Raw genomic sequence first — 23,486 nt, 5'->3', positions numbered from 1 at the left:
CTCCAATCAAAGTCTAACACAAAGAGGTGCATAGAAGTATGAAACTCTATCTCATAAGACACGGCGAAACCATCTGGAACGAAAAGGGTCTGTGGCAGGGAATCACGGATGTTCCTCTCAACGAAAAAGGAAGAGAACAGGCAAAAAAGCTGGCAAACAGCCTGGAAAGAGTCGATGCCATTTACTCGAGTCCCCTCAAAAGAAGCCTCGAGACAGCAGAAGAGATCGCCAGACGCTTTGAAAAAGAAATCATCGTCGAAGAGGATCTGAGAGAATGCGAAATATCACTCTGGAACGGTCTCACAGTGGAAGAAGCCATCAGGGAGTATCCTGTGGAGTTCAAGAAGTGGTCATCGGATCCAAATTTTGGAATGGAAGGTTTAGAATCCATGAGAAATGTACAGGATCGCGTGGTGAAGGCTATCATGAAGATCGTCTCACAGGAGAAGTTGAACGGCTCGGAGATCGTGGTCATCGTATCACACTCTCTGTCTCTGAGGGCTTTCATCTGCTGGGTCCTTGGACTTCCTCTTTACCTTCACAGGAATTTCAAGCTGGACAACGCGTCCCTCAGTGTGGTGGAAATAGAGAGCAAACCGAGGCTTGTTTTGTTGAACGATACGTGTCACCTTAAGGAATCTTGAACACCCTCGCATATGTGGTATTATATTCTATGTGGATGGCGGCGTAGCCAAGCGGTCAAAGGCGGGGGTCTGCAAAATCCCTATTCGTGGGTTCGAATCCCACCGCCGCCTCCAGAGAGCCAGGCTACACGGCCTGGCTTTTTATATTGGAAGAAGGGAGGTATTGATGATGAAAAAGGTGCTTCTTGCTCTGCTGGTAGTTCTGTCGATCTCGATCTTCGCGAAGGCCACCCTTTACATCTACAACTGGGCCGATTACATTCCTGAAGACGTGATCAGAGCATTCGAAGAGAAATACGATTGCCGTGTGGTGTATGACAACTACGCTTCAAACGAAGAGATGTACGCCAAATTCAAAGCCGGTGGTGGAAAAGGCTACGATCTGATATTCCCTTCCGGTGACTATGTCTCGATAATGAAAAAAGAAGGAATGCTCCAGAAACTCGATCTTTCGAGGATACCGAACTTCAAATATCTAGATAAAGACATTCTCACAAAGACCACTTACGATCCCAACCATGAGTACAGCGTTCCTTACATGATGGGGTCTACTGTCGTCATCGTGAACAAAAAATACGTGAAAGAGTACGAGAAGTCCTGGTCCATCTTCGATAGAGAAGACCTCAGGGGAAGAATGACTCTCCTCGATGACATGAGGGAAGTCCTCGGCGCTGCCTTGAAGTATCTCGGATACTCCGTCAACACGAAGAACCCGAAAGAACTGGAAGAAGCGAAACAGGTTGTTCTCAGGTGGAAGAAGAACATAGCCAAATTCGACGCCTCCTCGTACGCCGATGGTATCGTTTCCGGCGAGTACTGGGTGGTGCACGGATACGCAGAAGACGTCTATCAAAGAATACCCGAAGGAGAGGAAGAATACTTCGACTTCTTCATACCAAAAGAAGGCGGTACGTTGTGGATCGACAACATGGTGATCCCCAAAGGGGCAAAGAACGTGGACCTCGCCTACAAGTTCATCAACTTCATTCTCGAGCCAGAAAACGCAGCGAAGATAGCGGATTATCTCGGTCTTCCCTCACCGAACGTGGAAGCCAGAAAGTACATGCAGACAGAACCCATTTACACCATAGAAGATCTCAAAAACTGTGAATTCATAGAAGACGTGGGAGAAGCCCTCGAACTTTACAACAAAATATGGCTCGAGATCATCATGTGACGGAGTGAGTGAAGTTGATCGGAGGAGAAGTTTCAATAAAGAACGTCAGCAAATTTTTCGATGACTTCCAGGTTTTGAAGAACGTCTCCCTGGATATAAAGAAAGGAGAGTTTTTTTCCATACTCGGCCCATCGGGTTGTGGGAAAACAACGCTCCTTCGCGTGATAGCGGGCTTCGAGGGTGTGGAAAGTGGAGATGTTCTCCTGGATGGAAAGTCGATACTGAATTTGCCTCCAAACAAAAGGCCCGTGAACATCATATTTCAGAACTACGCTCTGTTTCCTCATCTCACAGTTTTTGAAAACATCGCGTTCCCCTTGAAACTCAAAAAACTATCCGAGAACGAAATAAACCAGAGAGTGAACGAACTGCTTTCGCTCATAAGAATGGAAGAACATGCTCAGAAAATGCCTTCCCAACTGTCTGGTGGTCAGAAGCAGAGAGTGGCGATAGCGAGGGCCCTCGCCAACGAGCCGAGGGTCCTCCTTCTCGATGAACCGCTGAGCGCTCTCGACGCGAAACTGAGACAGGAACTCCTTGTCGAGCTCGACAACCTTCACGACAGAGTCGGTATCACCTTCATTTACGTAACACACGATCAGGCTGAAGCGATCAGTGTTTCAGACAGAGTCGCTCTCATGAACGAAGGAGAAATCGTTCAGGTTGGAACTCCCTACGAGGTGTATGAGAGCCCGGTCAACGTCTTTGCGGCGACTTTCATCGGAGAAACGAACCTCATGAAAGCCGAGGTTGTTGAAGTGGAAGATGAATATTACGTCGTAGAAAGTCCAGGAATCGGCCAGTTCAGGTGTTACAGAGACAAGGAGGCGAAAAAGGGTGATGTATTGCTCATCACCCTGAGGCCCGAAAAGATCAGAATTTCGAAGAGGGAATTTCAGTCCGGTAAAATTTTCAACGTGTTTCACGGAATCGTAGAAGAAGAAATATACATGGGACACCAGACGAAGTACTTCGTTCGACTCGACGAAGGCTACATAATGAAAGTTTACAAACAGCACGCAAGGTACATACTCGATGAGCCGATCATAAAATGGGAAGATGAAGTGTTCATTACGTGGAATCCAGATGACAGCTTCATTGTAGAGGTGCTTGAAGAATGAAGTACGTGTACTTTCTGTGGTTGCTCTTTCTTTTCATTCTTCCCATCTCAATAGTTTTTGTTTATAGCTTTCTGGAGCCACAGATCTACGGTGGGATCAAGTGGAGCTTTTCCCTCGAAGCGTATAGCTATCTTCCCAGGTACCTGGCGCTCATCTGGAGATCCGTCTGGATCGCCGGTGTTGCGACGTTCATTACCCTCGCTGTGGCGGTTCCTGTTGCCTTCTACATAGCCAGAAGCAAGCTTAAAAACTTTCTTTTACTTTTGACGGTTATACCCTTTTGGACCAACTCTCTCATCAGAATTTACGCTTGGAAGATAGTTCTTGGCAACAACGGACTCATAAATCAGTTTCTCGGCCTGTTCGGCATTGGTCCCGTTCAATTTCTCTACAACTCTTTCGCTGTCATACTGGTGATAGTCTATACCTACCTTCCTTTCGCTATACTTCCTCTTTATGCCGCCATGGAAAAGGTGGAAGACAGTATCCTTGAAGTGTCCTTGGATCTTGGAGCCAGCAGGATGTACACGTTCACCAGGGTCCTTCTTCCCAACGTCAGAGCGGGCCTTCTCACAGCTTTCGTTTTCGTATTCATTCCCGCCCTTGGATCCTACGCCATACCGGATCTCGTCGGTGGCGTGAACTCCAAGATGATAGGAAACGAGATCGTAAGGCAACTTCTGACCGTCAGAAACTGGCCCGTCGCGTCCGCGATGTCCAACATTCTCACCCTGATAGCTCTCCTGAGTATCATCTTTGTGATGAAAAGGGGAGAGAGACGTTGAAACCAGGAAGATTCATAAAAACCATCGTGATCCTGACAATGGTGTTCTTCTATTTGCCGCTTTTCATAGTGGTGTTGATGTCCTTCAATTCGGCGAAATCTCCTGTCTGGAGCGGCTTCACACTCAAGTGGTACCTGGAGCTGTTCACGCGGGAATATTCGGTCTGGCATGCGTTCAGAAATTCGCTCATCGTGGCCATCGTCTCCAGCACGGTATCAACGGCGATTGGAACCTTAACGGCGATAGAACTCTTTTGGAGAAAGAGCAGGTTAGAAAACTCTATCTGGTTTCTCACGTATCTTCCATTCGTGGTACCCGACGTGATCATCGGTATATCCCTGCTTTTACTTTTCTCGATGTTCAAGGTTCAGCTGGGACTCTTCACCATAACACTCGCACACATAACGTTTTCGATTCCGTACACTATGATGATCGTTCACTCCAGACTTCAGGATTTCGACAGGAGCATCATAGAGGCAGCTTACGACCTTGGAAGCACGGACTTCCAGGTGTTTTACAGAGTGATTATCCCAAATCTCGTTCCCGGCATAGTTGCTGCCTTCCTTCTTGCCTTCACACTCTCCATAGACGATTTTGTGATCACCTTCTTCGTGGCTGGCCCAGGATCGACCACCCTTCCGATTCAAATCTACTCCATGATAAGGTTCGGCATCTCACCTACAGTAAACGCCATTTCCACCTTCATGATCGCCGGGACTATCCTGATCGGTTTTGTGCTCAGGAAATTCGTGAGGTACATCTTCTGATAGAATTGTGGTAAGGGGAGGGATAAGATGATAGATATAAAGCTCATCAGACAAAATCCCGATCTCGTGAAAGAAGCCCTCAGAAAACGAGGAGAGGATCCTGCTACAATCGATGAGATTTTGAAGATCGATGCCGACTGGCGCACTACCATCACGAAAACAAACGAGCTGAGATCCAGAAGAAACGAAATTTCCAAAAATGTGGCAAGGTTGAAAAAAGAAGGGAAAAACACAGAGGCAGAGGCACTCATCGAAGAAGGGAAAAGATTAGGAGAAGAGATAAAAGCGTTAGAAGAAAAAGAAAAAGAACTTCAGAAGCAGTTGAACGACCTCCTTTTGATGGTCCCGAACATCCCACATGAGAGCGTTCCCGTTGGAGAAGACGAATCCCAGAACGTTGAAGTGAGAAGGTGGGGAGAGCCGAGAGAATTCGATTTCACCCCGCTCGCTCACTGGGATCTTGGACCTGCGTGGGGGCTCATGGATTTCGACAGGGCGACCAAACTCAGCGGTTCCAGATTCACCGTCATGTATGGAAAACTCGCAAGACTCGAGAGAGCTCTGATAAACTTCATGCTTGACGTTCATACAAAGGAACACGGTTACACGGAAGTGTGGGTCCCACATCTGGTGAAAAGGGAAACCATCACTATAACCGGACAGCTTCCCAAATTCGAAGAAGAGCTTTACCTCGCTGAGAGGGATGACCTGTTCCTCATTCCGACGGCTGAGGTTCCCCTCGCAGCGCTTCACAGTGGAGAGATCCTCGAAGAGAAAGAACTACCGAAGAAATACGTCGCTTACACTCCCTGTTACCGTAGAGAAGCGGGAAGTTACGGGAAAGATGTGAGGGGGATGATCAGACAGCATCAATTCGACAAGGTCGAGCTCGTCTGGGTGACCACACCGGAAAGATCTTTCGAAGATCTTGAACAGCTTGTGAAAGACGCCGAAACCATTCTTCAAAAACTGGAGCTCCCATACAGAGTCGTTTCGCTCTGTACGGGAGATCTCGGGTTCACCTCCGCAAAAACCTACGATATAGAAGTGTGGCTTCCTTCCTACAACGCATACAAAGAGATATCTTCCTGCAGTAACGTGACGGACTTTCAGGCAAGAAGAGGAAACATGAGATACAGAAGGAGATCGGATGGAAAGCTCGAATACGTTCACACGTTGAACGGATCGGGCATTGCCGTTGGAAGGGCACTCGTTGCGATACTGGAAAACTACCAGCAACCAGACGGCAGTGTGAGAGTGCCGGAGGTGCTCGTTCCCTACACAGGGTTCGAGGTGATACCGTAGTGCCTCACCTCTTCTACGGAACGGCTCAAAACGGTGAGGTGATATTCGACGAAAGGGAAACACACCACATGAGGGTCGTGCGCTTAAAAGAAGGAGATGTGATCGAAGCAACAGATGGAAAAGGCTTTTCATACACGTGCATTCTTGAAAGCTTGAAGAAAAAAGTAGCTACAGCCAGGATCGTAAAGGCAGAAGAGAAAGAAAAAAAATCTGCTGAGAAATTGAGCGTTGTTGTTCCGATCGGCAGGTGGGAAAGAACACGTTTTCTCATAGAAAAGTGTGTTGAACTCGGGGTGGATGAGATCTTTTTCCACAAGTTCGAAAGATCCCAGCACGAGATCAGCCTGGATAAGACAAAAATTGTTGTTAGAGAATCAGCAAAGCAGTGCAGAAGATATCTTTTTCCAAAGGTGAGTTTCCTGGAGAAACTGGAACTCAGCGGAAACGTGATAACACTGGATCTGGATGCCTCTCAAAACCTGCTCGACGTGAACTTAGAAGGCTCGATAACGGTGGTGGTCGGCCCCGAGGGAGGGTTCTCTGAGAAAGAAAGAGAACTGCTGAGGTCTTCCACAACCGTTGTTAGTCTTGGGAAGAAAATCCTCAGATTCGAAACAGCTGCAATATTGACCGTTGGATACATCGCTTTAAAAAAACAAAAAATCTGAACGGAGGTGTTCACACATGAAGAAAGGCGAAAAGATCCTCTCTTTTGTCAAACAGGAAAAAGAATTGATAGAAGACTACAGGAAAAGCCTTCATGATGTCAAAAGAAGTGACGAAGTGGGAGATGTTTTTATCGAGTTCGCTCTCAAGTTCCTTGAAAAGGTCCTGGAGGATTTCAAGCCTGAAGAATACACCGAAGATATCGCTTTCGAACCAGAGAAAGAGAGCTACACTCTGAGCGAGCGCCTGAAGGAAAGGATAGGGGAGGATCTTCTCAAGAAGAGCGATCTTCCTGCTATTCTTCAGCGATTCTGTGAGATGGCAGCGCACAGGTGGAAACAGCTCAAAGCCGACGAGGAAAAGACAGATTTCTTCAAAAGACCCGGCCACGAGATTAGGAGAGATTGAATGAAGAGTGAAAGAATACTGGTCGTGAAAACGGAAGACTTTTTAAAAGAGTTCGGTGAATTCGAAGGATTCATGAGAGTGAACTTCGAGAACTTCTTGAACTTCCTGGACCAGTACGGATTTTTCCGGGAAAGAGAGGAAGCAGAATACGATGAAACGACAAAACAGGTGATACCTTACGTAGTTATAATGGATGGCGACAGAGTCCTCATCACAAAAAGAACAACGAAACAGTCCGAGAAGAGGCTCCACAATCTTTACTCTCTCGGAATAGGCGGTCATGTGAGAGAAGAGGACGGAGCAACACAACGGGAAGCGTTTTTGAAAGGGCTCGAACGCGAAGTAAACGAGGAAGTGGATGTCTCGCTAAGAGAACTGGAATTTCTCGGACTCATAAATTCGTCAACAACCGAAGTGAGCAGAGTACACCTTGGTGCTCTATTTCTCGGCAAGGGAGAGTTTTTCTCTGTAAAAGAAAAAGATCTGTTCGAATGGGAACTCATAAAGCTCGAAGAACTGGAGAAGTTCTCAGGAGTGATGGAAGGTTGGTCGAAAATATCGGCAGCGGTTCTGCTGAACTTGTTTCGTACGCAAAACTGAATCTCTACCTGGATGTGCTTGGAAAAAGATCCGATGAATACCACGAAATAGTGGGATTGTTTCAAACGATTTCTCTTCACGACACACTCACTGTAGAAATCTGTGATGGAGGTTTCTACCTGGAAAGCAACGTAGCTCTGCCCTCGGACAACACGATCAAAAGAGCCTGGGAGATGTTCAGGAAAAACACAGGAGAAGAATTCGGCCTCAAAGTCACGTTGAAAAAGAAGGTCCCAGTAGGCTCTGGCCTTGGAGGAGGGAGTTCCAACGCTGCAGCGATTCTCAGATATCTCGGTGAAGTTTTCAAAATACCTTTTGAGGACCTTCTGAATATAGCAGCTCAGGTAGGAAGCGATGTACCCTTTTTTCTTTACGGAGGAACCGCTCTTGTGAGAGGAAGAGGAGAAATCGTGGAGAAACTCGAGGATATCGAAGGATACTCTGTTGATTTGTTCTTCCCGGGCATTCACTCTTCAACGAAAGAAATGTATCTGTCTCTCACACCAGAGATGTACAGAAAAGGACCCGGCAGGGTAGAGGAACTACACAGGGCTTATCTTGAAAGGGATTACGAAAAGATAAGGAAACTCTCCTACAACGTGTTTGAGAAGGTGTTCTTAGAGAAACACCCGGAGGTAATGTATGGACTGAGAAACTTTGGCGATGGTTCCATAGTGAAAATGATGACGGGAAGCGGAAGTGCCTTTTTCGCTCTCTACCCTCTAGACGAAGGAAATTACCCGTTTGTGGGAGGTGTTTAAGTTGGATCTCAAACGCTTCATAAGAGATATACCTGATTTCCCGCAGAAAGGCATCGTATTTCGCGACATAACACCTCTTTTGAGAAATCAAGAAGCCTTCAAAGAAGCGATCGACAGAATGTGCGAACTCGTTTCTGACAGGGATTTCGATCTCGTGGTGGCTCCCGAAGCGAGGGGGTTCATCCTCGGAGCTACCATGGCGTACAAACTGGGAAAGGGTTTCGTTCCGGTGAGAAAACCGGGGAAACTCCCGTATAAAACCGTGTACGAAGAGTATCAGCTGGAGTACGGCACTGAACGGCTCCATATACACGAGGACGCTGTAGAGAAAGGCCAGAGAGTGCTCATAGTGGACGATGTGCTCGCAACGGGAGGAACAGCAGAAGCGCTCATAAGACTGGTTAAAAAACTCGGTGGGGAAGTGGTTTCTCTCGCTTTCCTTGTTGAGCTTTCATACCTGGAACCAAGAAAGAGACTGGAAGGTTACGATGTTAAAACTCTGATAGTCTACTGAGGGGTGAAAGTATGAGTTTAAAATTCGACTTTTCCAATTTGTTTGAACCGAACATCTCCGGTGGTTTGACAGATGAGGACGTAAAAAGCGTAGAGGAGAAAGTTACAAGTGCAGTTCGAAACTTCGTAGAAAACACTCCCGATTTTGCAAAGCTGGACAGAAGCTGGATCGATTCTGTTAAATCTCTCGAGGACTGGATAATAAACTTCGATACGGTCGTTGTGCTGGGAATTGGAGGTTCTGGACTTGGAAACCTGGCTCTTCACTACTCCCTCAGGCCTTTGAACTGGAATGAGATGACCAGAGAGGAAAGAAACGGGTACGCCAGAGTGTTTGTGGTGGACAACGTGGATCCAGATCTCATGAGCTCTGTTCTGGACAGAATCGATCCCAAAACAACTCTTTTCAACGTGATATCGAAATCCGGTTCCACCGCTGAAGTAATGGCGACCTATTCGATAGCGCGTGGAATCCTCGAAGCTTATGGACTCGATCCAAGAGAACACATACTCATTACAACAAACCCGGAAAAAGGCTTTTTGAGAAAACTCGTGAAAGAAGAAGGTTTCAGAAGTCTCGAAGTGCCTCCTGGAGTGGGAGGAAGGTTCAGCGTTCTCACACCTGTTGGCCTCCTCTCAGCCATGGCGGAAGGCATAGACATAGACGAACTGCACGAAGGTGCAAAGGATGCCTTCGAGAAGAGCATGAAAGAGAACATCCTTGAAAACCCAGCGGCAATGATAGCACTCACACACTACCTCTACTTGAACAAAGGAAAGTCCATTTCTGTGATGATGGCGTATTCGAACAGAATGATCTATCTTATGGACTGGTACAGACAGCTCTGGGCGGAAAGTCTTGGAAAAAGGTACAATCTCAAGGGAGAAGAGGTTTTCACCGGCCAAACTCCCGTGAAAGCGCTGGGTGCAACCGATCAGCACTCACAGATACAGCTTTACAACGAAGGGCCGAACGACAAGGTAATAACCTTCCTGAGAGTTGAAAACTTCGACAGAGAAATAGTGATCCCGGAAACCGGAAGAGCTGAACTCAGCTATCTTGCAAGGAAGAATCTCTCCGAACTCCTCCTCGCAGAGCAGACAGGAACAGAAGAAGCACTGCGAGAAAACAACAGACCGAACATGAGAGTGACGTTTGACAGACTCACACCGTACAACGTAGGTCAGTTCTTCGCTTACTACGAGGCAGCAACCGCCTTCATGGGTTATCTTCTTGAGATCAATCCGTTCGATCAGCCCGGTGTGGAGCTCGGGAAGAAGATCACGTTCGCTCTCATGGGAAGAGAAGGTTACACTTACGAAATAAAGGAAAGGTCGAAGAAGGTGATTGTAGAATGAAAATCTTCGAGGAAGTGATGCGTGAAGGAGAGAAGGTTTTCTTCATAGAGGGCGGTCCTCTCGGTGAAGAGGGAACGTACATCATCGTTTCGGACGATCCAACCGTTGAGGAGAGGATCGCAAAAGTCATCGAGGAACTGAACACAACGAGTGTCATCTTTCTTGCCGAAGATGAATATGAAAGGTTCAAGAACGAACTGGAGAAAAAGGCAAAGAGAATATGGTGATCGGTGTTACAGGAAAGATAGGAACGGGAAAGTCTACCGTCTGTGAGATTCTAAAGAACAAATACGGAGCCCACGTTGTGAACGTGGATAGAATAGGTCATGAAGTGCTCGAAGAAGTGAAGGAAAAGCTCGTCGAGCTTTTTGGAGGATCTGTCCTGGAAGACAGGAAAGTAAACCGAAAAAAACTCGCCGACATCGTCTTTAAATCACAGGAGAACTTGAAGAAGCTCGAATCAATCGTCCATCCCTTGATGAAAAAGAAGGTACAGGAAATAATAAACAAAACGAGCGGCCTCGTAGTAATAGAGGCCGCTCTTCTGAAAAGAATGGGACTGGATCAGCTGTGCGATCACGTCATCACAGTAGTCGCAAGCAGAGAGACGATTCTGAAGAGAAACAGAGAAGCCGACAGACGTTTGAAGTTTCAGGAAGACATCGTTCCACAGGGAATAGTGATAGCGAACAACTCCACTCTCGAAGATCTCGAAAAGAAGGTAGAGGAAGTGATGAAACTCGTATGGGAGAAACAAGAATAACAGGGGGAAAATACAGGGGAAGGAAGTTAAAGACAGGAGATTTCTTCAGACCCACCATGTCTTCCGTGAGGAGCGCCCTGTTCAACATGATAGACGTCGAGGGAAAGAGCTTTCTCGAACTCTTCTGCGGAAGCTGTGTGGTGAGCTGTGAGGCTCTGAGCAGGGGAGCAGAAAGAGTGGTATGCGTCGACAGGTCAAAGCGTGCCCTCAGTATATGCAGAAAGAATCTCGAATCGCTCAACGAAACGGCCACGATCATCCACAGTGACACAGTGGACTTTCTTCAAAACACCGTTGAAAAGTTCGACGTTGTCTTTCTCGATCCTCCGTACAACGATGTGGAGATCGTAAACAAAACACTTTCTTTGCTTCCGAAGGTCATGGAAGAAGACAGTTTGGCTGTTCTGGAGAAGAGTAAAAGAATCGAGCTGGATTTTTCAAACTTTGAAGTCGTCAAAAGAAAAGATTACGGTGAGACCGAACTTGTTTTTCTGAAGGTGAAACGATGAAACTGAGGCCATGGGAATTCTACGACAGAATAGCAAGAGCGTACGACAGTATGTACGAAACACCGAAGTGGAAGCTCTATCACAGACTGATCGGATCTTTCTTAGAGGAATATTTGAAAAACCCCTGCAGAGTTCTCGATCTCGGTGGAGGAACCGGAAAGTGGAGTCTGTTCTTGCAGGAAAGAGGTTTCGAAGTAGTTCTCGTCGATCCATCGAAAGAGATGCTGGAGGTTGCGAGGGAAAAGGGTGTCAAAAACGTCGTTGAAGCCAGGGCGGAAGATCTCCCCTTTCCTTCAGGTGCCTTTGAAGCAGTTCTCGCTCTCGGCGACGTTCTGAGCTACGTTGAAAACAAGGATAAAGCGTTTTCAGAGATAAGAAGAGTGCTTGTACCCGATGGATTGTTGATAGCAACCGTGGACAACTTTTACACTTTTCTTCAGCAGATGATCGAAAAGGACGCGTGGGATCAAATAACACACTTTTTGAAAACACAAACCACAAGTGTGGGAACCACACTCTTTTCTTTCAATTCTTACGCCTTCAAACCAGAAGATTTGGATTCTCTGGAAGGATTTGAGACGGTAGATATCCGCGGAATCGGTGTGATGGAATACTCGGACGAACAGATCAGTGAAAGGAAAGAAACCATCTTCCAGCTGGAACGGGAACTTTCAAAGGACAGAAACATCATCTGGAAGGCCGGTCATATATTCTTCGTTCTGAAAAAGAAAAGAGGAGCCTGAAGGCTCCTCTGTGGTGGGTGCGGCAGGGATTGAACCTGCGACCTCTTCCTCGTCAAGGAAGCGCTCTCCCACTGAGCTACGCACCCATTCCGTTTAATTATGATACTACAAGCATCTGACTATGTCAACCATCCAGTTCGATGCCGTTCAACATTTAACAGAAAAATTTCCGATGAGGATACTTGAAAAGGGTGAAAACCTGTGCTATTATATATGTCGGAGTTGCCGAGGTGGTGGAACTGGCAGACACGCATGGTTGAGGGCCATGTGGGCTTCGGCCCGTGCGGGTTCAAGTCCCGCCCTCGGCACCACAAAATCAGCCGGAGGATCTTTCCTCCGGTTTTTTGTTAACCTCCCCAGTCCAAGAAGGATCCCCAGAATTATGAACAGATAATAATTGAAGAATCTCCAGACGAGCATGGATACCATCGCATCAGTCTTTTCGATTATGTTCGAGTATACAACGTAGTAAGCCAGTTCCGTTGCACCGCTAGCACCGGGTGTAGGAGCAAAATACACAATCAGGCTGAGAGCAAGCTGGATACTGACCACCTGGAACAGAGAAACATTCACATTACGATTGACAGCTTTCATCGCAAAATAAGTACTCGTGTGTATTAGCACGACCATCAAACCCGACAGAATCGCTACCGCTAAAAACTTCAGTTTGGAAGCTTTCCAGAACTCCCTGGTGGCCGAAACGTATCCAAGTATTCTTTCCTCCACGAGTCTTTTTAAATCGTCTTCAGATTTTCTGGAGAAAAACGTGAAGATCTTCAAAACAAGTCGTGACATGAAGAATCTTCGCAGAAAACCCTTACTGAAGGACAGGAGGATTATGAAAACGTAGAAAAGCAAAGCCAGAACTATTCCTGCAAAGAAAAAGTCACCGAGGATACCGAGTTCTTCGAAGGTATCAAAATAGACCATGAAGAAGGCAAAACCGGAGATGACGGAAAATGAGAAAGAAGAGAAAAACCTCACCGCTATCGCAGATGCCGATTTTTCAAAGGGAATTCCAGCCTTTGTGAGATGATAGATCTGGAAAGGCTGCCCTCCCGCAGCGAAAGGTGTTACTGCCCCCACATAGAATCCCCAAAGAGAGTTGGCCACACAGGTTCCGAAAGGAACATCTTTCAGAAGTATCTTGGTTCTGAAGGCGTCCACTAAAACAATACCTGAAAAGTTCAGTGAAAGAACCATCAAGAAGAGTGGTTCTACGTTCTTCAACTCCTTCCACGCATCACCGCTGCCCCAAAAGGAAACCATGAGAGCCGTGGCACCGAGGCCTATGATCAGAGCTAAGAGTAGATTCCTCTTCATAATCATCTCCTTCCAGTGTCTTTATTAGAAATATTAACACACCACGTGGTAAGATTTTTCTGGGAGGTGATGCTACATGTTCAATCTGGAAGAGTACACGGAAAAGGCGCAGAAAGTGATGATGAGCATTCAGGATATAATGACCCGATACAGACAAAATCAGCTTTCCAGTGAGCACATACTGCTTGCGATATTGGAAGAAGGAAACAACGTTGGTGTGGAGCTTCTGAAGGAGCTGAACGTGGACATAAACAGGCTCAAAGATGAGGTGGAGGTGTTCATTGGGAAATACGGAGTTAGAGTTCCTGAAGGAGCATCTGTTTCTCAGATTTTCATAACTCCGGACGCGAGGCACGTCATTGAAAAAGCGCGAGAAGAAGCGAGAAGAATGGGAGATTCAAAAATAGGAACCGAGCACCTTATTTTGGGAATGGTCCTGTCACCCGATTCCACGGCGTTCCGAATTCTCTCGAGATATGGTGTGACACCTGAGAGAGTCTATGAAGCAATAAGGAAGATCAGATCAACGGGTAAAACAGATGAGGCAGAGAACGTGGAAGCGCTCGCTCGCTTCACAATGGATCTCACACAGCTAGCCCGCGAAAAAAAGCTCATGCCTGTAGTAGATCGTGAAAAGGAAATCAGAAGGGTGATACAGATACTGTCCAGAAGAACAAAGAACAACCCGGTCCTCATAGGAGACCCGGGAGTGGGAAAGACAGCTGTCGTCGAGGGGCTCGCCCAGAGAATAGTTGAAGGGAAAGTTCCTCTGTTTTTGAGAAACGTCAGAGTCTTAAAACTCGACATGGGCAGACTGGTGGCAGGGACCCGTTTCAGAGGAGATTTTGAAGAAAGACTGAAACGCCTCCTCGATGAATTGAAGAGAAAAAAAGGAGAAGTAATACTCTTCATCGACGAGGTTCACACGGTGGTAGGAGCGGGAGCAGCCGAAGGTGCTCTCGATGCCGCGAACATAATGAAACCAGAACTCACAACGGGAGAGATTCAGATAATAGGAGCAACCACCGTTGAGGAGTACAGAAAATACATAGAAAAAGACAGGGCGCTTGAGAGAAGATTCCAGCCGGTCATAGTGGAAGAGCCGACGGTCGAGCAGACGATTGAAATATTGAAAGGGTTAAGAAAGGTCTTTGAAGAACATCATCACGTGAAGATAACGGATGACGCTCTGGAGACTGCGGCGAAACTCTCCGCGCGATACATAACAAACAGATTCCTCCCGGACAAGGCCGTTGATCTGATAGACGAAGCGGCCGCTTATGTTCGCCTTGAATCCTCGTACCCTTCAGAAGAACTCCTGAAACTCGAAGAAGAGATCAAAAACCTTGAAGAAAAAATAAACGACGCCGTTGTGAAGGGAGAATACGAAGAAGCGGCAAAGCTGAAGGTCGAACTCCAGAGATTGAAAAACGAATACGAAGAAAAAGGAAAAACAAGAAAAGGTGGAACCGGTTGTCGATGAGAACGTTGTGGCAAGGATCGTGGAACAGTGGACCGGCATTCCCGTGTCTCGAATCATGGAATCCGAAAGAGAGAAACTCCTGAAACTCGAAGAATTCATACACCAGCGCCTGGTGAATCAGGAGGAAGCCGTGAAGATAGTGGCGCGGACCATAAGACGCGCAAGGGTTGGTATCAAAAATCCGAGAAGGCCCATCGGTGTCTTTCTGTTCCTCGGACCAACGGGCGTGGGAAAGACAGAACTCGCCAGAACTCTCGCAGATGTGCTCTTCGGCAGTGAAGACGCCATGATCAGGCTCGACATGAGTGAGTACATGGAGAAACACTCCGTTGCCAGACTCATAGGGGCACCTCCGGGTTACGTGGGTTACGAAGAGGGAGGACAGCTCACCGAGGCTGTGAGAAAAAGGCCCTACAGTGTGATTCTCCTCGATGAGATAGAAAAGGCACATCCAGACGTATTCAACATCCTGCTTCAGGTGTTCGAAGACGGGCGATTGACCGATGGAAAAGGAAACACTGTGGACTTCAGAAACACCATCATCATCATGACGAGCAACATAGGAAGCGAGAAGATCCTCGAAATGTCGGAAAACGGTGTGAGAATTGAGATAGAAAGAGAACTTCGAAACACCTTCAAACCCGAGTTCCTGAACAGAATAGACGCCATAGTTTACTTCAAACCGCTCACGATGGAAGAGGTGAAGAAGATAGTGGAAATCATGGTGAGACAGCTCCAGGAAATACTGAAAGAGAAGAACATCTCCATCGAGCTCACAGAAAGGGCGAAAGATTACCTGGCAGAGGCGGGTTACGTGCCGTCTCTCGGCGCAAGACCACTCCGAAGAATCATAGAACTCGAACTCGAGTCGATGATAGCGGATAAAATACTGGAGGGAGAGATAAAAGAGGGAGACAGGGTTCTGGTCGACGCGGACGAATACGGTCTGAAGATAGAGAGGAGGTGACGATCCGTGGAGGAAAAGAAAGAAAAACTCTCCATGAAGGATCTCATACTCCTCTTCTTCAGCACCATAAGTGCTCGATGCTGGGCACGGCTCGGCCTCACAGAAGACGAATACGGAGATTTCTATCAAGATCTCGAAGAAGCACGACTTGGAATAGACACGCTCGACGCGATATTCAACAGGATAAAGGACCTCGTGGATGAGGAAGTTCGCCGAGAAATGGAGGGAGTTCTCTCCACCCTGAAGCTCAACTACTTCCATCAGTATCAAAAAAGCAAGAAGAAGGAGACAGAAAACGCATGAACGTAGCGATTCTCCTTGCAGCGGGAAAAGGTGAAAGAATGTCTGAAAACGTTCCAAAACAGTTCCTCGAGATAGAGGGAAGGATGCTTTTCGAGTATCCGCTTTCCACGTTTTTGAAAAGTGAAGCGATAGATGGTGTTGTAATAGTGACACGAAGAGAGTGGTTCGAAGTTGTAGAGAAAAGAGTGTTCCACGAAAAAGTACTCGGAATTGTCGAGGGTGGAGATACACGAAGCCAGAGTGTGAGAAGCGCCCTCGAATTTCTTGAAAAGTTCTCTCCCTCTTACGTTCTCGTACACGACTCAGCACGACCGTTTCTGAGAAAGAAACACGTGTCTGAGGTTCTCAGAAGAGCCCGCGAAACGGGAGCGGCAACCCTCGCGTTGAAGAATTCCGATGCGCTCGTAAGAGTTGAGAACGACAGAATGGAATACATCCCAAGAAAAGGAGTGTACAGAATTCTTACACCGCAGGCTTTTTCTTACGAGATTTTGAAAAAGGCCCATGAAAACGGTGGCGAATGGGCAGACGACACGGAACCCGTTCAAAAGCTCGGAGTGAAAATAGCTTTGGTCGAAGGAGATCCTCTGTGTTTCAAAGTGACGTTTAAAGAAGATCTGGAACTGGCGAGAATCATCGCCAGAGAATGGGAGAGGATACCATGATTTATTACGGCACGATGTTCGATCACAAGGTGAGATTTTCGATCGTTCGAATGAGAGAAGTGGTGGAAGAGGCTCGAAACAGGCACAGCCTTTCATACCTCGCCACGGTGGTTCTGGGAAGAGCCCTCATCGGTGCAGCTCTTGTGACACCATGGCTCGCCGAAAAAGAAAGGTGGACGCTGGACATAGAGGGAAACGGACCGATAAGGAGAGTCGTTGCACAGTCGACCAGTGAATTCACTGTCAGGGGATATGTGGCAAATCCCAAGGTGGAACTGCCCTTAAATGAAAAGGGAAAGTTTGATGTTGCCGGTGCTATCGGTCAGGGTGTTCTCAGGGTAGTAAGAGATCTTGGGTTGAAAACCCCCTTTGTCTCTCAGTTACCTTTGGTGAGCGGTGAGATCGCCGAAGATCTGGCTTATTATTTCGCGGTTTCTGAACAGATACCATCCGCTTTTTCCATCGGTGTTCTTGTGGACTCAGGCGGTGTGAAGATCGCGGGAGGATTCGCCGTTCAAATCATCGATCGCACCCTTGAACAGGAGAAGGTGGAATTGATCGAAAGGAACATAAAGAATCTTCCGTACATAACCGAGCTTTTCCAAAAAGCAGAACCTCTGGACGTTCTGGAAAGAATATTCGGTGAGAAGGTAGGATTCGTCGAAACAGCGGAAATAAGGTACAAATGTGATTGCAACAGGGAAAAAGCCAAAAACGCCCTTCTCGTTCTGGACAAAAAAGAACTGGAGGACATGCGAAAAGAAGGGAAAGGAGAGGTCGTCTGTAAGTGGTGCAACACAAAATACGTTTTCTCCGAGGAGGAATTAGAAGAACTCCTCAAGTTCAAGGTAGATAACTCTGGTTCCTGAAAAATTGGAGATCTTCAGGAACCTTTCTGTGATCTCAAGAAATATCCTTTCGGTGTCCATCCGTGCGAGGGCACTTCTCAGTTTCTTCGAAGGAAACACCACAACAAAATCTCTTCCAGATTCCACGAAGAGTTCTGCAGTGTAGCTGAGATTCTTTCGCTTCACCTGAACCTTCAGGCTTTCTCCCCTTCTTGAGATCGTAGCGTAGTCTCCTCTTGAAAGCACTGCGGCTTTTCTCACAAGCTTTGCGAGAACCTGTCTCCTTGCATCTATTCGTTCTGCGGTCTTTTCTTTCAGCAAAGCCCTCAGTTTTTTGATCTCCTCTTCGCCCACTTCGTCACCGCAGACTTCCATCACGAAGTGAGGGTACTTCACCACGAGTTTTCCAGATTTCTCATAGAAGTCCAGAGTCTGAACATCCAGCCTTTGAAGAGCCTTGAAAATGTGCCTCACCGTGACGTATGGAATTTTCGTAGAAAAGGGCTTCTTTGGAATAGTAGAAATCTGTGCAAGGGTCATAATGCCCGCTGACGCTCCAAACATCAAAACATCCTTTTCTTCAAAAAGAAGAATCAGGAATTCTCCTTCGTCAAGATTGGAGCTGGCAAAATTCAACGCTCCTTCGAATTCACGCTTGGTAAGGGTGCAGAGAAATTCCTCTTCGCCATCTCCTGGAGGAATTTCTCCCGTTTTGCACCGAACGTCCAGAACTTCATTTCCCGCTTTCAGAACGAGCCGTTCCTGAAGGACGGTGATTCGAACATCACTGACCTTAACGTCACTCAAAAAATACTTCACCAGATCCAATGAAACGATCCTGCTGTCTTCGAATCGAGGTATCTCCCCCAGAAATATCTCCACTTTGGCGCAGTTGTCACTCGCACTCACCCAGAGTCCATCTCTGTAAAAGAAACTGAGGAATCTCGCAGTTGGTTCGGTCGTTCCAACCAGTTTATCGAGCAGATAAACCCACTCTTTGAGTTCACGAGCATCAACGACCAGTTCCACAGAGTTTCACCTCAGAAACTCTTCGAGACGTTCCAGAACATCTTTTATCCTCTCCGGATGTCTTCCACCCGCCTGGGCAAAATTCTTTCGGCCTCCTCCGCTTCCACCGAGTTCCTTCGCTATGTTTCGTGCTATAGAGGAGGCATCGTACCTGTCAAGAAGATTCTCAGAAACCTTCACGACGAGGAAAACCTTGTTTTCGAACTTACTGAAGAGAATAACAATGCCTTCCCCTTCCTTTTTCAAAACGTTATCTGCTATTCCTCCGAGGTGTTTTGCCTCGACACCTTCGAAGACACCGTGAAAGACCTTTACACCATCCTCCAGCTGTTTCATGGTTATCATTTTTTCGGAAATCCTTCCCTGAGAGAGTTTCTTTTCGAGTTCCTTCACCTTCTCTCTCAAGCTCAGGACCCTGTCCGTGAGCTCGTCTTCCCTTGCCCCGAGGATTTCTTTCAGCTGATCGATCAGTTTCTTCTGGTTTCTCAGAAGTTCCAGAGCGCTGAAGCCGGTGACCGCTTCGATTCTTCGCACACCTGACGAAACGGATTCCTCCGAGATGATCTTGAACAAACCTATCTGCCCTGTGTTTTTCACATGCGTTCCGCCACAGAGTTCTTTACTCACACCGGGAACCTCGACGACCCTGACCACATCTCCGTATTTTTCCGTGAAAAGCGCAACAACTCCGGACTTTACCGCTTCTTCGTAGCTCGTGTATCTCACCTCGACCGGAATCGCTTCCATGATCCATTCGTTCACCAGATCCTCCACCTGTTCTATTTCTGAGCTCGAAAGACCTTTGAAATGTGTGAAATCGAATCTCAATCTGTCAGGTGCAACTAAGGACCCAGCCTGCCTCACGTGGTCTCCCAGAACCTTTTTCAAAGCCGCGTGAAGCAGATGAGTTGCCGTGTGATTTCTCATTGTAGACTCTCTTCTCTTCTTATCCACTCTGAGAACCACTTTCTGGCCTCTTCTTAGAGTACCATCCAGTATCTTTATTCTTTGGACGATCACACCTTCTGAAGCTTCAAAGACGTATTCCACAAGTGCTTTTCCATCTCTCCATTCCACCATCCCCGTGTCGGATACCTGCCCACCCTTCTCCGCGTAGAACGGAGTTCTTGAAAAAACCACCTCAACTGTGCCTTCTGACGCTTCTTCCACCGTTTCGTCGTCCCTGGCTATGAGAACGACCTCGCCCTCATCTTCGAGTTTTTCGTACCCAGTGAATTCGATTCGGAAATCTTTGGGGAGTTTTTCAAGGTACTCGTACCTTCTGGCAAATTCCACATCGCCCATAGCAGCTCTTGACTTTCGCTGTTGTTCTTCCATGTATTTGTTGAACTCTTGCACATCGACTTCCACACCTTTCTCCTTTGCGATTTCAAGGGTGAGCTCCAGTGGAAGTCCGTATGTATCGTAGAGTCTGAACGCGTCTTCGGAATCTATTTTTCCCTTCTTCTCGACGATCTCGTCAAAGACTTTCATTCCCTGCTCGAGAGTCTTTAGAAATCTGTTTTCTTCCGCGGAAAGAACTTCTTTCACCATACCTTCACCACGAACGATCTCCGGGTAAACTTTTCCCATCTTCTCCACCACGGCATCAACGATCCTGTAGAGGAACGGTTCACTCATACCGAGGAGTATTCCATGCCTCATCGCACGCCTTATGATTCTTCTGAGAACGTACCCTCTTCCCTCGTTGGAAGGGAAAACACCTTCACTGATCAAGAAGGTGATGGCCCTTATGTGATCGGCTATGACCCTGATGGAAACATCTTTTTCTTCATCTGTTTTGTAGCCAACACCCGTCAATTCCTCTATGCGGTTTATTATCGGCTGGAACAGATCCGTGTCGAAATTACTGTAAACTCCCTGCATCATCGCACAGAACCTTTCAAGACCAGCTCCCGTATCTATGTTCTTTCTTGGAAGAGGATGGAGCTTTCCTTCTTCGTCCTGGTAATACTCGGTGAAAACAAGGTTCCATATCTCCACGAATCGCCCTTCAGAATTGGCAGGAGTACATTCCTCGCCCTCAGGACAGCCTTTCGAGTACCCTGTATCGTAAAAGATCTCCGTGTCGGGACCGCACGGCCCCGTTGGCCCAGCCGGCCCCCAGAAATTGTCTTCTTTTCCCATTCTCAAAATTTTCTTCTCGGGAAGACCTATCTTTTCGTTCCAGATTCTGAATGCCTCTTCGTCTTCCTCGTAAACGGAGACCCACAGTTTTTCTTCAGGAACCCCAAGCACCTGGGTGAGGAACTCCCAGGCCCACTCTATGGCTTCTTCTTTGAAGTAGTCTCCAAAGGAGAAATTACCGAGCATTTCAAAGAACGTATGGTGCCTTGGAGTCTTTCCCACATTCTCTATATCAACGGTTCTCAAACACTTCTGACAGGTAGCCACCCTCGTGTAAACGGGCTCGACTTTGCCCCAGAAAATGGGCTTGAAAGGGACCATACCGGCCACGGTGAAGAGAAGCTGAGGATCGTCCGGTATGAGAGAAGCACTCGGTAGTATCTTGTGCCCCTTTTTTTCGAAGAATTTCAAAAAAGCTTCTCTGATCTCTTCGGAAGTCATGTATCTCATCGCACCACTCCTTCTAAGATTTTGAACACGATGTAGCTGACAGGAGCAACAAAGAGCAGTCCATCTATTCTGTCGAGCATCCCTCCGTGACCCGGAAGGGTTTTTCCTGAATCCTTAACACCGTAGTGTCTCTTCAGGGCCGATTCAAAAATATCACCGAAGGTGTCCATAACCGCGACCGTTGCGGCGAAAGGAAGGAACGTTCCGAAACCTATCACGTTCACAGAGAGCAGATCGTTCACAACGAGTCGATACAAAAAGGTGTAGATGACAACACCCAGGAATCCTCCTATCACTCCCTCAAGGCTCTTTCTTGGACTGTATCGAGGAGAGATCCTCGTTCTTCCAAATTTCAAACCCGTGAAGTATGCAAAGGAATCGAACACCCAGGTGGAGGTGAGAACGAGAAGAGCGTTCGCGGCACCAAAATCCCGATAAATCGGAAGAAAGAAACTGAGGAAGAAGGTAACGTAAATGAGAGCGATCGAAAAAGCAGCGACTGTCTTGAACACCTGCGAAGGAGCTTTGTCAGTTATCAGAGAGAAAACCACTCCAGTTATGAAGAGGATCGACAGCGGCTGCGTGGGTTCCTCAAAAACAAGACCGTAGAGAACGGGATACAGAGCGAGGAGTATCACATAGAAAAATCGTGCATCACGTTCTTTCATTTCAAGTGTGATGAGTTCATAGCCAGCCAGAATGACGATTGCAGAAACGAGTCCTATCAAACTCTCGTAACTCACGAAGCACAGAACAACGAAAGGTGCTACGACACTCGCGGTTATGACTCTGGTTTTCAAATCATCCATTGCTCAAACCTCCGAATCGTCTTTCCCTTTTTGAATAACTCTCTATAGCCCTCAGAAAATCCCTCTTCGTGAAATCTGGCCACAGTTTTTTGAAGAAATAAAGCTCGGAATACGCGGACTGCCAGAGAAGGAAATTACTGAGTCTCATCTCACCTGAGGTTCTTATTATCAAATCCGGATCTGGAACGTCTGGTAGATACAGATACTGACGAAAGGTCTCCTCAGTGAGCTCTAATTTCTTCCCCCGAGACACATCCTTTAAAATAGATTCTACCGCGTCGAGGATCTCCCTTCTACCTCCGTAGTTGAACGCGATAATGAGCGTCATCCGGTCGAATTCTTTAGTTTTTCCTCCACTTCCTGCCACTTCTTAAGCACTTTCTCCGAAAGACCTTCTTTTCTTCCAAGGATTCTGACTCTGACTCTTTCTTTTCTGAGGAGTTCCATCTCACGGTCTATCATCTGAACGAAAAGATCCATGAGAAACTCCACTTCTTCCTTCGGTCTTTTCCAGTTCTCTGTGGAGAAGGAAAAAGCTGTGAGATACTTTATCCCCAGTTCTAAAGACCATTTCACGGTGTTGTGGAGCACCTCTGCACCTCGCTGGTGCCCTTTTATTCTAGGAAGACCTCGCTTTTTCGCCCATCTGCCGTTTCCATCCATTATGATCGCAACGTGCTGTGGTATCCTCAAAATTCCATGATCTCCTCTTTTTTGATTTCGAACACCTCGTCCAGCTTTTCGATGAACTCGTCTGTTAGCTTCTGTATTTCGTTTTCCAGCCTTTTGGCATCATCTTCTGGAATGAGACCCTCTTTCTGATCTTCTTTTATCTTCTTCAGAATCTCTCTTCTGATGTTTCTGATGGCGATCTTCCCTTCCTCGACGATCTCCTTAGCCTTTTTAACCCACTTTTCCCTCTGCTCGGTGGTTGGAGAAGGAAAGACAAGCCTGATCACGTTTCCATCGTTTATGGGGTTTAAACCAAGATCGGACGCGTTTATTGCTTTTTCTATGAGGGAAAGAACACTTTTATCCCAGGGTTTTATAACGAGGGTTCTTTCTTCAGAAACAGAGATCGTGGCGAGCTGATTCACAGGAGTTGGAACACCATAGTAATCTACCTTGATCTCCTCAAGAATGGCTGGAGAGGGCTTCCCTGTTCTCATCTTTCTCAGTTCATCCTCAATTTTTTCCAGTGTTCTCTTCATCTTTTCCTTCGCTTCTTTTATGATTGGATTAACCATGCCTTTCCCCTCCCTGTTGAAATTTGTGTTTACACCATCGATGGCCATTGTATAATATTCCCAACACCTCTCAAGATTATAGCAAACAGATTT

At 46.9% G+C, this 23,486-nt stretch carries 23 protein-coding genes, 3 tRNA genes and 3 pseudogenes; 22 read left to right on the top strand and 7 right to left on the bottom strand.

All coding sequences use genetic code 11. The features are described from left to right. The first annotated feature begins 38 nt into the window (after positions 1-38). From CELL2_RS07235 to CELL2_RS07155, 17 genes are all read left to right on the top strand, one after another. Positions 39-644 (top strand): histidine phosphatase family protein, encoded by a 606-nt coding sequence (locus CELL2_RS07235; RefSeq protein WP_012896497.1) that lies wholly within the window; start codon positions 39-41, stop codon positions 642-644. 37 nt (positions 645-681) lie between these two features. Beyond that, positions 682-758, top strand: a tRNA-Cys gene (locus CELL2_RS07230). 52 nt (positions 759-810) lie between these two features. After that, positions 811-1,821 carry an extracellular solute-binding protein gene (locus tag CELL2_RS07225; RefSeq protein WP_038034430.1) on the top strand — a complete coding sequence of 337 codons (1,011 nt, stop codon included), beginning with the start codon at positions 811-813 and terminating at the stop codon, positions 1,819-1,821. 14 nt (positions 1,822-1,835) lie between these two features. Next, on the top strand, positions 1,836-2,942 hold the full coding sequence (locus CELL2_RS07220; protein ID WP_012896496.1) for an ABC transporter ATP-binding protein: 1,107 nt from the start codon (positions 1,836-1,838) through the stop codon (positions 2,940-2,942). Then, positions 2,939-3,727 carry an ABC transporter permease gene (locus CELL2_RS07215; RefSeq protein WP_011943876.1) on the top strand — a complete coding sequence of 263 codons (789 nt, stop codon included), beginning with the start codon at positions 2,939-2,941 and terminating at the stop codon, positions 3,725-3,727. Before CELL2_RS07220 ends, CELL2_RS07215 begins: the two co-directional genes overlap by 4 nt. Beyond that, the gene (locus CELL2_RS07210; RefSeq protein ID WP_011943875.1) at positions 3,724-4,494 is read left to right on the top strand and encodes an ABC transporter permease; all 771 of its coding nucleotides are present in this window, start codon (positions 3,724-3,726) and stop codon (positions 4,492-4,494) included. The genes CELL2_RS07215 and CELL2_RS07210 overlap by 4 nt, the downstream gene beginning before the upstream one ends. 27 nt (positions 4,495-4,521) lie before the next feature. Further along, on the top strand, positions 4,522-5,799 hold the full coding sequence (gene serS / locus CELL2_RS07205) for a serine--tRNA ligase (protein WP_011943874.1): 1,278 nt from the start codon (positions 4,522-4,524) through the stop codon (positions 5,797-5,799). Then, on the top strand, positions 5,799-6,467 hold the full coding sequence (locus tag CELL2_RS07200) for a 16S rRNA (uracil(1498)-N(3))-methyltransferase (protein WP_011943873.1): 669 nt from the start codon (positions 5,799-5,801) through the stop codon (positions 6,465-6,467). Before serS ends, CELL2_RS07200 begins: the two co-directional genes overlap by 1 nt. A 16-nt stretch (positions 6,468-6,483) precedes the next feature. Next, positions 6,484-6,873, top strand: coding sequence for a hypothetical protein (locus tag CELL2_RS07195; protein ID WP_038034432.1), 390 nt, complete (start codon positions 6,484-6,486; stop codon positions 6,871-6,873). Then, a complete protein-coding gene (locus CELL2_RS07190) occupies positions 6,874-7,473 on the top strand; it encodes an NUDIX domain-containing protein (protein ID WP_038034434.1) in 600 nt (199 codons plus the stop codon). It begins immediately after the preceding gene. After that, entirely contained in the window at positions 7,419-8,234 is an 816-nt protein-coding gene (gene ispE / locus CELL2_RS07185) for a 4-(cytidine 5'-diphospho)-2-C-methyl-D-erythritol kinase (protein ID WP_038034436.1), read from the top strand. Before CELL2_RS07190 ends, ispE begins: the two co-directional genes overlap by 55 nt. A 1-nt stretch (position 8,235) precedes the next feature. Then, a complete protein-coding gene (gene apt, locus CELL2_RS07180) occupies positions 8,236-8,748 on the top strand; it encodes an adenine phosphoribosyltransferase (protein WP_038034439.1) in 513 nt (170 codons plus the stop codon). Between the two features lie 11 nt (positions 8,749-8,759). Continuing rightward, on the top strand, positions 8,760-10,106 hold the full coding sequence (locus CELL2_RS07175; RefSeq protein ID WP_038034444.1) for a glucose-6-phosphate isomerase: 1,347 nt from the start codon (positions 8,760-8,762) through the stop codon (positions 10,104-10,106). Beyond that, positions 10,103-10,333: a hypothetical protein gene (locus CELL2_RS07170; protein WP_004081587.1), complete on the top strand. Its 231-nt coding sequence runs from the start codon at positions 10,103-10,105 to the stop codon at positions 10,331-10,333. Before CELL2_RS07175 ends, CELL2_RS07170 begins: the two co-directional genes overlap by 4 nt. Continuing rightward, entirely contained in the window at positions 10,327-10,869 is a 543-nt protein-coding gene (gene coaE / locus CELL2_RS07165) for a dephospho-CoA kinase (protein ID WP_038034447.1), read from the top strand. The genes CELL2_RS07170 and coaE overlap by 7 nt, the downstream gene beginning before the upstream one ends. Then, complete coding sequence (gene rsmD, locus CELL2_RS07160) at positions 10,851-11,378, top strand: 16S rRNA (guanine(966)-N(2))-methyltransferase RsmD (protein ID WP_038034449.1); 528 nt, start codon at positions 10,851-10,853, stop codon at positions 11,376-11,378. Before coaE ends, rsmD begins: the two co-directional genes overlap by 19 nt. After that, entirely contained in the window at positions 11,375-12,121 is a 747-nt protein-coding gene (locus CELL2_RS07155) for a class I SAM-dependent methyltransferase (RefSeq protein ID WP_011943866.1), read from the top strand. The genes rsmD and CELL2_RS07155 overlap by 4 nt, the downstream gene beginning before the upstream one ends. Before the next feature lie 11 nt (positions 12,122-12,132). Here the strand turns inward: CELL2_RS07155 and CELL2_RS07150 are convergent. Further along, positions 12,133-12,207, bottom strand: a tRNA-Val gene (locus tag CELL2_RS07150). 138 nt (positions 12,208-12,345) lie between these two features. Here CELL2_RS07150 and CELL2_RS07145 point away from each other — a divergent pair. Beyond that, a tRNA-Leu gene (locus tag CELL2_RS07145) sits at positions 12,346-12,432 on the top strand. Positions 12,433-12,547: 115 nt separating this feature from the next. On the opposite strand, the pseudogene CELL2_RS09905 reads toward CELL2_RS07145, so the two are convergent. Further along, positions 12,548-13,390 (bottom strand): annotated as a pseudogene (locus CELL2_RS09905) (YbhN family protein); the annotation flags it as partial. Between the two features lie 130 nt (positions 13,391-13,520). Here CELL2_RS09905 and CELL2_RS07130 point away from each other — a divergent pair. The 4 genes and pseudogenes from CELL2_RS07130 (at position 13,521) to hslO (ending at position 17,731) form a co-directional block, all read left to right on the top strand. Further along, a pseudogene (locus tag CELL2_RS07130) lies at positions 13,521-15,894 on the top strand (ATP-dependent Clp protease ATP-binding subunit). 6 nt (positions 15,895-15,900) lie between these two features. Next, complete coding sequence (locus CELL2_RS07125; protein WP_011943864.1) at positions 15,901-16,197, top strand: DUF1844 domain-containing protein; 297 nt, start codon at positions 15,901-15,903, stop codon at positions 16,195-16,197. Continuing rightward, complete coding sequence (ispD, locus tag CELL2_RS07120; RefSeq protein ID WP_011943863.1) at positions 16,194-16,862, top strand: 2-C-methyl-D-erythritol 4-phosphate cytidylyltransferase; 669 nt, start codon at positions 16,194-16,196, stop codon at positions 16,860-16,862. The genes CELL2_RS07125 and ispD overlap by 4 nt, the downstream gene beginning before the upstream one ends. Then, complete coding sequence (gene hslO / locus CELL2_RS07115; RefSeq protein WP_011943862.1) at positions 16,859-17,731, top strand: Hsp33 family molecular chaperone HslO; 873 nt, start codon at positions 16,859-16,861, stop codon at positions 17,729-17,731. Before ispD ends, hslO begins: the two co-directional genes overlap by 4 nt. On the opposite strand, the gene CELL2_RS07110 is transcribed toward hslO, so the two are convergent. From CELL2_RS07110 to frr, 5 genes and pseudogenes are all read right to left on the bottom strand, one after another. Beyond that, positions 17,687-18,739, bottom strand: coding sequence for a hypothetical protein (locus CELL2_RS07110; protein WP_012311126.1), 1,053 nt, complete (start codon positions 18,737-18,739; stop codon positions 17,687-17,689). The two genes, hslO and CELL2_RS07110, sit on opposite strands and share 45 nt — an antisense overlap. A gap of 6 nt (positions 18,740-18,745) precedes the next feature. After that, positions 18,746-21,337, bottom strand: coding sequence for an alanine--tRNA ligase (gene alaS / locus CELL2_RS07105; protein WP_038034455.1), 2,592 nt, complete (start codon positions 21,335-21,337; stop codon positions 18,746-18,748). After that, positions 21,334-22,146 (bottom strand): phosphatidate cytidylyltransferase, encoded by an 813-nt coding sequence (cdsA, locus tag CELL2_RS07100; RefSeq protein ID WP_038034457.1) that lies wholly within the window; start codon positions 22,144-22,146, stop codon positions 21,334-21,336. Before cdsA ends, alaS begins: the two co-directional genes overlap by 4 nt. Beyond that, positions 22,139-22,839, bottom strand: a pseudogene (locus tag CELL2_RS07095) (isoprenyl transferase). The gene cdsA and the pseudogene CELL2_RS07095 overlap by 8 nt, the downstream one beginning before the upstream one ends. Then, the gene (gene frr / locus CELL2_RS07090; protein ID WP_038034460.1) at positions 22,836-23,393 is read right to left on the bottom strand and encodes a ribosome recycling factor; all 558 of its coding nucleotides are present in this window, start codon (positions 23,391-23,393) and stop codon (positions 22,836-22,838) included. The pseudogene CELL2_RS07095 and the gene frr overlap by 4 nt, the downstream one beginning before the upstream one ends. Positions 23,394-23,486 lie beyond the last annotated feature (93 nt).

The organism is Thermotoga sp. Cell2 (genome assembly GCF_000789375.1).
Classification (GTDB): Bacteria; Thermotogota; Thermotogae; order Thermotogales; family Thermotogaceae; genus Thermotoga; species Thermotoga petrophila.
Note: the sequence above shows the minus strand (reverse complement) of the source record. Positions and strands in the feature narration are given on the sequence as shown.